The organism is Bacillus marinisedimentorum (assembly GCF_001644195.2).
GTDB lineage: Bacteria > Bacillota > Bacilli > Bacillales > Bacillaceae_O > Bacillus_BL > Bacillus_BL marinisedimentorum.
The window spans coordinates 1-10,669 of the sequence record NZ_LWBL02000081.1 but is presented as its reverse complement, the minus strand read 5'-3'; the positions used below and the strand labels follow the sequence as shown (position 1 = coordinate 10,669).

Annotated in this window: 8 protein-coding genes, 18 tRNA genes and 1 rRNA gene; 26 read left to right on the top strand and 1 reads right to left on the bottom strand. The window is 47.2% G+C overall.

The features are described from left to right. Positions 1-197 precede the first annotated feature (197 nt). From rrf to A4U59_RS20425, 20 genes are all read left to right on the top strand, one after another. Positions 198-314, top strand: a 5S ribosomal RNA gene (gene rrf / locus A4U59_RS20525). A 153-nt stretch (positions 315-467) separates the two neighbouring features. Continuing rightward, positions 468-542 (top strand) — tRNA-Asn (locus tag A4U59_RS20520). A 2-nt stretch (positions 543-544) separates the two neighbouring features. After that, a tRNA-Ser gene (locus A4U59_RS20515) sits at positions 545-636 on the top strand. 9 nt (positions 637-645) lie between these two features. After that, positions 646-717 (top strand) — tRNA-Glu (locus A4U59_RS20510). A gap of 49 nt (positions 718-766) precedes the next feature. Further along, positions 767-842: transfer RNA gene (locus A4U59_RS20505), tRNA-Val, on the top strand. 183 nt (positions 843-1,025) lie between these two features. Next, positions 1,026-1,102, top strand: a tRNA-Met gene (locus A4U59_RS20500). A gap of 5 nt (positions 1,103-1,107) precedes the next feature. Next, positions 1,108-1,184 (top strand) — tRNA-Asp (locus A4U59_RS20495). 192 nt (positions 1,185-1,376) lie between these two features. After that, positions 1,377-1,452, top strand: a tRNA-Phe gene (locus A4U59_RS20490). A 7-nt stretch (positions 1,453-1,459) separates the two neighbouring features. Beyond that, a tRNA-Thr gene (locus tag A4U59_RS20485) sits at positions 1,460-1,535 on the top strand. Positions 1,536-1,544: 9 nt separating this feature from the next. Then, positions 1,545-1,629: transfer RNA gene (locus A4U59_RS20480), tRNA-Tyr, on the top strand. 24 nt (positions 1,630-1,653) lie between these two features. Continuing rightward, a tRNA-Trp gene (locus tag A4U59_RS20475) sits at positions 1,654-1,727 on the top strand. Between the two features lie 9 nt (positions 1,728-1,736). Then, positions 1,737-1,811, top strand: a tRNA-His gene (locus tag A4U59_RS20470). Positions 1,812-1,834: 23 nt separating this feature from the next. Then, a tRNA-Gln gene (locus A4U59_RS20465) sits at positions 1,835-1,909 on the top strand. 5 nt (positions 1,910-1,914) lie between these two features. Further along, positions 1,915-1,989: transfer RNA gene (locus A4U59_RS20460), tRNA-Gly, on the top strand. 4 nt (positions 1,990-1,993) lie between these two features. Further along, a tRNA-Cys gene (locus A4U59_RS20455) sits at positions 1,994-2,067 on the top strand. 11 nt (positions 2,068-2,078) lie between these two features. Further along, positions 2,079-2,160, top strand: a tRNA-Leu gene (locus tag A4U59_RS20450). A 180-nt stretch (positions 2,161-2,340) separates the two neighbouring features. Beyond that, a tRNA-Ser gene (locus tag A4U59_RS20445) sits at positions 2,341-2,432 on the top strand. A 9-nt stretch (positions 2,433-2,441) separates the two neighbouring features. After that, a tRNA-Leu gene (locus A4U59_RS20440) sits at positions 2,442-2,523 on the top strand. 245 nt (positions 2,524-2,768) lie between these two features. After that, positions 2,769-3,281, top strand: coding sequence for a hypothetical protein (locus tag A4U59_RS20435; RefSeq protein ID WP_070121848.1), 513 nt, complete (start codon positions 2,769-2,771; stop codon positions 3,279-3,281). 318 nt (positions 3,282-3,599) lie between these two features. Next, a tRNA-Gly gene (locus tag A4U59_RS20425) sits at positions 3,600-3,673 on the top strand. A 147-nt stretch (positions 3,674-3,820) separates the two neighbouring features. Here A4U59_RS20425 and A4U59_RS20420 read toward each other — a convergent pair. Beyond that, on the bottom strand, positions 3,821-4,489 hold the full coding sequence (locus A4U59_RS20420) for a B3/B4 domain-containing protein (RefSeq protein WP_070121846.1): 669 nt from the start codon (positions 4,487-4,489) through the stop codon (positions 3,821-3,823). 84 nt (positions 4,490-4,573) lie between these two features. Here A4U59_RS20420 and A4U59_RS20415 point away from each other — a divergent pair, with 84 nt between their 5' ends. From A4U59_RS20415 to A4U59_RS20390, 6 genes are all read left to right on the top strand, one after another. After that, the gene (locus A4U59_RS20415; RefSeq protein ID WP_070121845.1) at positions 4,574-6,289 is read left to right on the top strand and encodes an ABC-ATPase domain-containing protein; all 1,716 of its coding nucleotides are present in this window, start codon (positions 4,574-4,576) and stop codon (positions 6,287-6,289) included. Between the two features lie 37 nt (positions 6,290-6,326). Continuing rightward, on the top strand, positions 6,327-7,457 hold the full coding sequence (gene queG / locus A4U59_RS20410; protein WP_070121844.1) for a tRNA epoxyqueuosine(34) reductase QueG: 1,131 nt from the start codon (positions 6,327-6,329) through the stop codon (positions 7,455-7,457). A 75-nt stretch (positions 7,458-7,532) separates the two neighbouring features. After that, complete coding sequence (locus A4U59_RS20405; RefSeq protein WP_070121843.1) at positions 7,533-8,063, top strand: methylated-DNA--[protein]-cysteine S-methyltransferase; 531 nt, start codon at positions 7,533-7,535, stop codon at positions 8,061-8,063. A gap of 136 nt (positions 8,064-8,199) precedes the next feature. Beyond that, complete coding sequence (locus tag A4U59_RS20400; RefSeq protein ID WP_070121842.1) at positions 8,200-9,087, top strand: amidase domain-containing protein; 888 nt, start codon at positions 8,200-8,202, stop codon at positions 9,085-9,087. 104 nt (positions 9,088-9,191) lie between these two features. Further along, the gene (gene trmL, locus A4U59_RS20395) at positions 9,192-9,674 is read left to right on the top strand and encodes a tRNA (uridine(34)/cytosine(34)/5-carboxymethylaminomethyluridine(34)-2'-O)-methyltransferase TrmL (protein WP_425388933.1); all 483 of its coding nucleotides are present in this window, start codon (positions 9,192-9,194) and stop codon (positions 9,672-9,674) included. Between the two features lie 347 nt (positions 9,675-10,021). Continuing rightward, positions 10,022-10,327 carry an antibiotic biosynthesis monooxygenase family protein gene (locus tag A4U59_RS20390; RefSeq protein WP_070121840.1) on the top strand — a complete coding sequence of 102 codons (306 nt, stop codon included), beginning with the start codon at positions 10,022-10,024 and terminating at the stop codon, positions 10,325-10,327. Positions 10,328-10,669 lie beyond the last annotated feature (342 nt).

Sequence of the window (10,669 nt, the reverse complement as noted above, 5' to 3'; positions counted from 1 at the left end):
ATATCAACGTATTACTTGCTTGCATGAAGTTATCCAGTTTTCAGGGAATGACCTTAAAAGTTATCCTTGCAATTCAGCGTAATCTCTGTATAATATATCTTGTTCCTAAATGAATTAGAAGAAAGAGAGAAGCTGATTCAGGGAAACTTTTGAACACAAAGGTTTGGACACAAAGTGATTCAAGCTGTTATAACAAGTCCGGTGGCAATGGCGGAGAGGATACACCCGTTCCCATCCCGAACACGGAAGTTAAGCTCTCCAGCGCCGATGGTAGTTGGGGGCCGTCCCCCTGTGAGAGTAGGACGCCGCCGGGCGAAATTTCAACAATTCCACAGTAGCTCAGTGACGAGCAACGCATCCCTGAATCGGCTGCGAGTTGCTTCGACGCATATGCTTCTCTGACTTAGCATGCAGAGGAAGAAGCAGTAGTGACGCTGCTAAATCAGTTAAGGAAGATAGATAACCATTCCACAGTAGCTCAGTGGTAGAGCCCTCGGCTGTTAACCGAGCTGTCGCAGGTTCGAATCCTGCCTGTGGAGCCAATGGAGAGCTGTCCGAGTGGCCGAAGGAGCACGATTGGAAATCGTGTAGACGGCTACCGCCGTCTCGAGGGTTCGAATCCCTCGCTCTCCGCCATATTAAATTGGCCCCTTGGTCAAGTGGTTAAGACACCGCCCTTTCACGGCGGTAACAGGGGTTCGAATCCCCTAGGGGTCACTGACAGAAGTGAATGCCAGGCATTCCTGGCATATCGCTTCACTATATCGGAGGATTAGCTCAGCTGGGAGAGCACCTGCCTTACAAGCAGGGGGTCGGCAGTTCGATCCTGTCATCCTCCACCATATGCTTTCCAAATCTGAAAGTTTCTATATTATCGCGGGATGGAGCAACGAGCGATACATCTATGAATCCGCTTCGAGTTGTCTCGACGCATCAATCATCCCGGAATAGGCTTGCAGAGGAAGAGACAGTTAGTTTTTAACTGCGTAACTCCAGGATACAAAGTAACACTTTATTCATATCATCGCGGGATGGAGCAGTTCGGTAGCTCGTCGGGCTCATAACCCGAAGGTCGCAGGTTCAAATCCTGCTCCCGCAACCAAATATGGTCCGGTAGTTCAGTTGGTTAGAATGCCTGCCTGTCACGCAGGAGGTCGCGGGTTCGAGTCCCGTCCGGACCGCCATTTTTGAAGTGAAATGGCCGAATGGTTAAGTGCATTACAGTATGGCTCGATAGCTCAGTCACGAGCATCCGCTTCTCTGAGTCCACATCGAGTTGTCTCGACGCATGATCTTCCTTGATTAAACTGGCAGAGGAAGAGACAGGTAACTATGTAAGGCCGAATGATTAAGTAAGTTCATGTACACTACAGTATGGCTCGATAGCTCAGTCGGTAGAGCAGAGGACTGAAAATCCTCGTGTCGGCGGTTCGATTCCGTCTCGAGCCACCATTTGTGTGCCGGTCTAGCTCAATTGGTAGAGCAACTGACTTGTAATCAGTAGGTTGGGGGTTCAAGTCCTCTGGCCGGCACCATTTTCATATGGAGGAGTAGCGAAGTGGCTAAACGCGGCAGACTGTAAATCTGTTCCCTCAGGGTTCGGTGGTTCGAATCCGCCCTCCTCCACCATTTTTTATTCACAAAAGATCATATAGGGGCATAGTTTAACGGTAGAACAGAGGTCTCCAAAACCTCCAGTGTGGGTTCGATTCCTACTGCCCCTGCCAATTAACATGGCGGCTATGGCGAAGTGGTTAACGCATCGGATTGTGGCTCCGACATCATGGGTTCGATTCCCATTAGTCGCCCCATAAAGGATGCAGTAAACTCTTATTGGGCTATAGCCAAGCGGTAAGGCAACGGACTTTGACTCCGTCATGCGCTGGTTCGAATCCAGCTAGCCCAGCCATTATTGCGGAAGTAGTTCAGTGGTAGAACACCACCTTGCCAAGGTGGGGGTCGCGGGTTCGAATCCCGTCTTCCGCTCCATTAAGGCGGTATAGCCAAGTGGTAAGGCAGAGGTCTGCAAAACCTTTATCACCGGTTCAAATCCGGTTACCGCCTCCAATTTTTATTATGCCGGTGTGGCGGAATTGGCAGACGCGCACGACTCAAAATCGTGTTCCTTCTGGAGTGCCGGTTCGACCCCGGCCACCGGTATTGCCCAACAATTCAGTTGTTGTGAAAAAGGATTCTTTCATTAAAGTGAAAGGGTCTTTTTTCATACGATGACTTGTATTGTATCCTTCCTGATCTATTGCACGGAGAGGGCAGACTGAGGATTCAAAAGTTATCAGCATCCATTGTGTGATGGCTGCAAGTTTTTAAATAATAAACCTTGGAGAAGTACCCAAGTGGCTATAAGGGGGCGCACTCGAAATGCGTTAGGGCGGGCAACCGTCGCGTGAGTTCGAATCTCACCTTCTCCGCCATTATACTTTGCCGGCGTGGCGGAATTGGCAGACGCGCACGACTCAAAATCGTGTTCCTTCTGGAGTGCCGGTTCGACCCCGGCCGCCGGTATTAATATCCACAATCGAGACCGCTTATTTTCTGCGGTTCTTCTTTTCCCCGTTTTGATGCGGGGGTTTTTTTATAGCCTAGACTGTCAATCAGTATCAGGGTTTTACTTAATCAAGAAATTGGAGTATATACATTCAGTGACCAAATGTATATTATTGGTATTTGGATGAAAGTCTGTTACTATTTTAATAGAGACTGGTTAGATAGGCCAGACCATAACTTGCCTAAAGAAAGAAGGCTGAAAAATGAAAAAGAAAAGCCTATTCTGGACGATAATCATAAGCATGACAATACTTGCAGTCTCATCTTTCTCAATTTATACAATGATGGCAACTGGCAGCGGGGAAGAGATCGATGAGGGAACAGGAAACAATAACACGGTATCAAAAGAAAAAGTCGAAGAAATTCAGGCCACCATTGGCAAACAGAATCAGGATGTCGGAAGGTTCGTTGCAAAAACACACGATTTTTACAATGAAACACTAGGATACGGTGGGATTAACAGTGTCAATTGGAATGAGCAAAGGGAAATGGCTAGAAATGTAACGGTGAAGACAAAAGAGTTCGTTTCTTCTGTAGGTAGTAAAAACTTAAAGACCGATTTGAAGGATATTCAGCGGATTTCGGAGGCTGTCATGGACGAAGAGCAAAAGAGTCACATTCTGGAGCTTCACCGTTATTTTCATGACCTGGATATCGCTTTGAATAATTACGGCGGGTTTGACAGGATCTGGGGTGTGACAAAGACACTCGACTGATAGGTTGACCCATCAGTTTTTGATTACTGCGATCCTGGCCCAAGGATGAATATCTGATTCGATGCTGCTGCAACGCCTATTTTCGACATTTTTCAGATTTGCCCCTTGAAATATGATTTGAATTTCAATATAATAATAATCATTCCGATGGAAAAACACTTTGCGGGTGTAGTTTAGTGGTAAAACCTCAGCCACGAGGGTTACTTCTTTGAATAAGCTACGAGTTGCCTCGACGCATTAATCATCTCTGAGTAAGCTGGCAGAGGAAGAGGCATGACTGTCGGCAACACAAACAACTTTATATATCTGATTAATTATGCGGGTGTAGTTTAGTGGTAAAACCTCAGCCTTCCAAGCTGATGTCGTGGGTTCGATTCCCATCACCCGCTCCATTCTAAATTTTTATACTTAAACCTTGTGACTAACGCAGTGTTTCGTTTTTAATGAAGCATTGCGTTTTTTAATGTGCGTAGGAGCATTACATTATAGAGGAATAAAATGACCTGCTTGCCAATAGTGCAAGCAGGCGGAGAGCCAGTTTATTCAATCACTCTTGTTTCTCTTGTGCCTCCGTGGACCTGAGTGAACATTTTGCCGGCGGCTTCGAGCAGTTGTGCTGCTTCGTCACGATTCATGGACGGCCTCAGATAAAACAGCTGAAGGGCGTTTGCTGTTTCTTTTGTGACGGCTGTTCTAGCAGAATCGGTGATCGGGCTTCCGAAAGAGCCGGTGTCATCCCTTGAGAGGAGTTTGTCCTGCATGTTCATATCACGTCCGTTCAAGGCTTTGTATTGATCCTCACCGGTTCCGATATCAATCGTCACATCGCCGGCAAGCTTATCCATGTCATAGATGCCGACCGGGATTTCATATTGCAGGGAAAAGAAGTTGTTGATATCGGCTGCAGAATGGATGAGCGGAATGGTATCCTTTTTTTTCAGGCGGCGGTAGAGCGCTTCGGCAGAGTGCCTGTATCGGGACGGGTCCGTTCCTGCCTGCTTGAACACTTGCCGCCATTCATGAATGCCGGGAAAGTCGTTTATTTGTTTGACATCCAGGTCGAGCTGCAGGGATTCCTGATACAGCTGCAGCCTTCCTTTTATCATTTGAGGTGCATCATCAATCACGATATCATGATAGGTAATGCAGCCTATTTTGAAATCGGGAATATGTTCTTTCACTTTAGGCGAGATTGAAACATTGGGCATTGTGCGTTCCTCCTATAGGCTCTTTTAATCAGTGTAGCATATGGAAGCACTGCACTTGAAATAGATTGACAGAGGTGATGGATGATGGAAAAACTGCGGCATTTGCTGCGGAAGATTGATGGTAAGGGTTATAAGGCATATAAAGACATTCAGGGGACTTATACCTTCGGCAGCTGGAGGCTTGCTGTAGATTATGTCCAGGGTGATCCGTTTGCCTCCCCTTCAAAAATCCGTGTACTGGTCCCGCGTAAGAATGCGGGTTATGAGGCAAGCTGGGATGACACAAAACACCGGAAGATCCGAACAGAAGATTTTATTGCGCGGCTTGCTGCCAGGGAAATCAGGAAGAAAGGCGGCAAGGGTGCAGGCGGGACAGGGAAGAGCGGATTGATTATGATTGATGCACCGGGCCAGGAAGTGTTAGAGCGGACTGCTGTGTCCATAAATGATAAAGAGATTGGGCTTTGCCTTTCCATCGGGCTTCCCGCCCGCGGTCGGCGGGTGCTCGGCAAACAGGCAGAGCAATTGTTTTTTGAAGAAATCCCTGCGATTTTACAGGGAAGCATCTTTAATATTGATACAAGTGAACTCTCCCGTGCACATCGGCTCGCTGACCAGCAGGGGGCAATCCGGGGTTATATGAAGGAAAACGGAATCATTTCATTTATTGCCGATGGTGCCGTACTTCCGCGCGAGAGCGGAGTGAGCAGCCGGCCGCTGAGGGAAGGGAAAGTTGTTCCGTTTGTGAGTCCTGCAAGCATGTCAGTGGAGATACAGGTCCCTCATAAGGAAGATCCTGTCACGGGGATGGCGGTGAAAGAGGGAATCACCGTCATCGCCGGCGGAGGATACCATGGAAAAAGTACCCTCTTGAAGGCGATCGAGCTTGGCGTTTATGATCATATTGAAGGTGATGGAAGAGAGTTTGTCCTCAGCCATCCCGATGCTGTGAAAGTGAGGGCTGAAGACGGGCGGAAGATAACGGGAGTTAATATTTCACCGTTCATTAATAACCTTCCTTACGAGAAAAACACCCATTCGTTTACGACCGAAAATGCGAGCGGAAGCACTTCTCAGGCCGCTAATATAATGGAAGGTATGGAATCCAGGGCATCGGTCCTATTGATTGATGAAGATACAAGTGCCACCAACTTTATGATCAGGGACGCAAGAATGCAGGCGCTCGTTGCAAAAGAGAAGGAACCTATCACGCCTTTTATCGATCGGGTCAAGCACCTGTATGAAGAGCGGAACATCTCGACTATCCTTGTCATGGGCGGTTCGGGGGATTATTTCGATGTTGCCGATAAAGTTATCCGGATGGAAGAGTATATACCTGCAGACGTGACAGCCGAGGCCCGGGACATTGCCAGGAAAATCGAATTTAAGCGAGAGAGCGAAGCAGGCGGGAGCTTTACTGCTATCAGTGAGCGCATTCCGCTGCCGCAAAGCCTTGACAGCAGAAAAGGCAAGAAATCGAAAGTGACAGCAAGGGGTTTATCGTCGATCCAGTATGGAAGGAGCGACATTCAGCTTCAATATGTAGAACAGCTTGTTGATCAAAGCCAGACAAGGATGATAGCGGAAATCTTATTTTTTCTGGAAAGAGAAAAAAGATTAAGCCGGCAAGAAGCAGCAATCCCCGCTTTACTTGATTTCATTGAAGAAAAGATGGACAATGAGGGGCCCGGCTCCTTTACGTTATCCAAAGGGCAGCATCCGGGCGATCTGGCCAGGCCGCGCCGGCATGAAATCGCCGCTGCGCTGAACAGGCTTCGGACACTTGGAATCAAAAAGTAAGCTGTCCGCCCATTTTTAAGAAAAAGAGGTGAAATCCATGAATACCGCCCAGCTCAAAGAAGAGATAATCGCATATAGTAAAACAATCGGCATTGACAAAATCGGCTTTGCAAGTGCTGACACCTTTCAAACGCTGAAGGGGAGGCTTGAAAACCAGCAGGAATTGGGGTACCAGTCCGGTTTTGAAGAACCTGACATCGAGAAGAGGACCAATCCGGAGCTGCTGGTGCCGCAGGCAAAATCAATCATCTCGATTGCACTTGCCTACCCCTCCAAAATGAAGGACGCTCCGCGGAGCACAAAGGAAAAACGGCGCGGTTTGTTTGCCCGGGCTTCCTGGGGACTGGACTATCATGATGTCCTGAGGGACCGCCTGCAAAAGCTCGAAGCCTTCATTTTGGAAAAAGTACCGGAAGCAAAGGTGAAATCAATGGTTGATACCGGCGAACTTTCCGACCGTGCCGCAGCGGAACGGGCAGGGATTGGCTGGAGCGGGAAAAACACCTCCATCATAACTCCCGAGCTAGGCTCATATGTTTACCTTGGTGAAATGATTACGACCATCCCTTTTGAACCGGATACACCTATTGAAGACAGATGCGGCACCTGCAATAAGTGCATTGATGCTTGCCCGACCGGGGCAATTGTCCAGGGGGGGCAGCTTGACTCAAGCAAATGCATCGCTTTTTTGACGCAAACGAAAGGCTTCCTGGCAGATGAGTACCGCGATAAAATTGGAAATCGAGTTTATGGATGCGATACGTGCCAACTCGTTTGCCCGGAAAATAAAAAAGTGGATTTTCATTTCCACCCGGAGATGGAACCGGATCCGGAGGTTGTGAAACCGGAGCTTAAACCGCTTCTCAGCATTTCCAACCGGGAGTTCAAAGAAAAATTCGGTCCCATTGCAGGATCGTGGCGCGGAAAGAAACCGATTCAGCGAAATGCCATTATTGCTCTTGCCCACTACAGGGATGAATCAGCGGTACCTGATTTAAAGCGCCTCGTTAAAGAAGACCCCAGGCCGGTGATTAGAGGCACTGCTGCCTGGGCCCTAGGAAAAATAGGCAGTGAAGATGCCGAAAAGTTTCTTATACAGGCGAAAAAGCGAGAAAACGATGAAAAAGTAATGGAAGAAATCGATAAAGGACTGGAAATGCTTAAATAAGCTCTGTTTTACGCTTCGTAATTATTGTCTTTTTTCTGTAAGATATTGAAAAAGTAATGGAAAAGAAGGGATAGGATGACAGGAAAGCCAACCCTCTATTTCGATGAAATGGAAAGCCCGATGGGAGCAGTCACTATTGTTTCCACTGAAAAGGGAATTTGTAAAATTCATTTCGGAGACAGTGAGAGTGCGCTGCCTCTTTTATCCGCCTGGTCCAAAAAAGTGTTTTACACAGTTGAGCTGGAGCAGAATGCAGAAATGCTTTTCGATGCGCAAAGCCAGCTCAGCGACTATTTCGCCGGCATAAGAAAAGAGTTTCAGCTTCCGCTGGATTTCCAGGGGACACCTTTTCAGAAAAAGGTATGGAGCGAGCTCTTACGGATTGAATACGGTGAAACCCGGTCATACAAAGACATTGCACAGGCTGTAAATGCACCAAGGGCTGTCAGGGCTGTAGGCAATGCTGTGAACCGAAACCCTTTGCCAATTATCATTCCATGCCACCGGATCATCGGGAGCAACGGTGAGCTAGTCGGCTACAACGGCGGATTGGAAAAGAAGCAGCAGCTCCTCCAAATTGAAGATGCTCTCGAAAAAATCAGTTAGAAGTGCCAAACGGCGCTTTTTTTTTGCCTGCTAAGGATTGCCCATAAGCTCTATTTCTTGCTTTTTCCATAGGTGCACGCCCCTGTTTTTATCTGCATATGTATATCTTAAAATAAATTCAGGGGAGAACTGCCTGATGGATTGGCTGCATGAGTTGAAAAAGAACTGGAAAACGCAGGTTCATGAATTTGCAGGAACGGAGGAGAACAAAGTATTTCCTGCACAAAAGCTGGAAGGAACTGAACGCAGGCTAAGGCTGCTGGAAAACAGGGTAGCAGAAATTGTGAAGGCAAAGACGACCGGTGAAATTTACAGCCTGCTCCGTTATGAAGAAAGTGAGATTATCCAATATGCTTTGCACCATGAATATTTGCTTAAACAAAAAGAACATCTATATATAGAAGAAGAAATAGAACATCGCGAAGCCGAATTCAAAAGCGGGAAATTGAAGTCGGACCGGGCGGTGATCGAGCAGCAGCCAGAAGAGCCGCCTTCCATCGATTGGAGTGAAAGCGGGAACGAAGAGAGATCTCCTTTTTATTATGACAGGCTGGCTGCGGTGAAATATGCTGAACGATGGTGGAACAGTTATAATCCCAATTTTAAAAAGTTCGATGTCGATTGCACCAACTTTATATCACAGTGCCTGTATGCGGGAGGAGCGCCAATGAGCGGGTACCCGAACCGAAGCAAGGGATGGTGGTACCGGAACAATAATTGGAGTTATTCCTGGGCTGTTGCTCATTCGCTCCGCTGGTACTTGAGCGGCGCAAAAACAGGACTGCGGGGGAAGGAAATGGCATCAGCAGATCTTCTGCAGCCTGGTGATGTGATCTGCTATGATTTTGAAGGTGACGGCAAATGGGACCATAATACGATTGTTGTAGCGAAGGATGCTGCCGGAATGCCGCTTGTAAATGCCCATACGAATAACAGCCGCATGCGGTATTGGTCCTATGAAGATTCAGCCGCCTGGACTCCGAATATCCAGTATAAATTCTTTCACATTGTCGATGATAGTTGAACCATCCGGAGGTTCAATTTGCAGGCGAAAGGCCGATTTCTATAAAAAAGGTGCCGCATGCTATAATAGGAAAAGTACAAACCTATTTATAAGTTCTGTTTGAGGTGACAACTGTGGGAATTCATATTGTGCTTTTCCAGCCGCTGATCCCGGCGAATACAGGAAACATTGCAAGGACGTGTGCAGGAACCGGTATATCACTGCATCTTGTCAGGCCGCTTGGGTTTTCAACTGATGATAAAATGCTGAAAAGGGCCGGTCTCGATTACTGGGAGCATGTTGATATCCATTACCATGACTCGTTGGATGAGCTGTTCCAGGCATACAGCAGCGGCAATTTTTACTTTATAACAAAGTTCGGCAAGAATGTGTTTACGGATGCGGACTTCAGCAATTCGGATCAGGAACTCTTTTTCGTGTTCGGCCGGGAAACAACCGGACTGCCTGATGAAATTCCGGAAAAATATCCGGACCAGTGCCTGCGGCTGCCGATGACAGGCAATATCCGCTCGCTCAACCTTTCGAACACAGCAGCCATTATTGCATATGAGGCTTTGAGACAGCAGCGCTTCCCGGGCCTTTCCTGAGAAATAAAAAACGACCTGATGACAGGTCGTTTTTTCATGGCATAATACGCCGCTTCCCGGCGCCTTGCGCATTTCTTTCTATTATCGGTTTGATCCTGGACGGTCATTATAGCCTGCTGTGAAGATGGCGGCCAGAAATGCCAGGATGACACCGAGAATAAGTAAAAAGCTCATGGATGAGTTCCTCCTTCTTTCTCCAAACTTGCCGCAGACAATTTGCAGAAAAGCTATTTTTATTATAGCCCATTTTTCCCTATCATGTGAATGAAAAGCGCCAAAAAATTTTGGTGTGCCGGATTGTTTCGTTATAATGAAAAAAGAAAACTATTTCCTGGGAGGGATTATGGATGTATGTTGTGATGAATGAACTTAATATCCCGAAAGAAATGAAAGGAAAAATGATTGAACGCTTCGGCGGCAGTGCTGAAAACATGAAGCAGGTGCCTGGCTGCCTCGAGTTCATGTTCCTTGATAATGAAAAAGAAGACGGGAAAGAAATCGTGTTCACAAAATGGGACTCAAAAGAATCCTATGAAGCGTGGGTAAACAGTGACTCATTCAAGAAAGCTCACGGCGGCCAGCGCGGCGGCGGGGAAAACCAGCCGTCAAATAATGAATTGAATGCCTACACAGTTGCACACAGTACTGAATAATAAAAGGAAAAGCTGCCCTGTCACCGGGCAGCTTTTTCTTATAAGGCCGCTTATGAATATGCTTCCAGAGACAGCAGTTTGTTGAAATGAAGTTTGAGAACCGGGATGGACAAGGGTTTGGCGGTTAAAAGACTATTTCCTCTTTAAAATTGGGGTTTTAGCTGATGTTCCCTGCTCATTTCCATATGGTGAGCTGGGAATTCACGCGGTAAGACCCTTGTTTCACGCCGTAACGGGGAGATTTCAAGCGAAATCATGTTTGTTTCCCGCCGTCGGCAATGGCTGGCTGAAGGACACGGCCGGTTTCACGCCATAAGTTGAATATTTCACGCCGAACAAACA

What these genes read in the sequence shown, in the direction of transcription:
- A4U59_RS20435 (WP_070121848.1), top strand. Translation starts at nt 2,769, where the DNA reads ATGAAAAAGAAAAGCCTATTCTGGACGATAATCATAAGCATGACAATA.
- A4U59_RS20420 (WP_070121846.1), bottom strand. Translation starts at nt 4,489, where the DNA reads ATGCCCAATGTTTCAATCTCGCCTAAAGTGAAAGAACATATTCCCGAT.
- A4U59_RS20415 (WP_070121845.1), top strand. Translation starts at nt 4,574, where the DNA reads ATGGAAAAACTGCGGCATTTGCTGCGGAAGATTGATGGTAAGGGTTAT.
- queG (WP_070121844.1), top strand. Translation starts at nt 6,327, where the DNA reads ATGAATACCGCCCAGCTCAAAGAAGAGATAATCGCATATAGTAAAACA.
- A4U59_RS20405 (WP_070121843.1), top strand. Translation starts at nt 7,533, where the DNA reads ATGACAGGAAAGCCAACCCTCTATTTCGATGAAATGGAAAGCCCGATG.
- A4U59_RS20400 (WP_070121842.1), top strand. Translation starts at nt 8,200, where the DNA reads ATGGATTGGCTGCATGAGTTGAAAAAGAACTGGAAAACGCAGGTTCAT.
- A4U59_RS20390 (WP_070121840.1), top strand. Translation starts at nt 10,022, where the DNA reads ATGTATGTTGTGATGAATGAACTTAATATCCCGAAAGAAATGAAAGGA.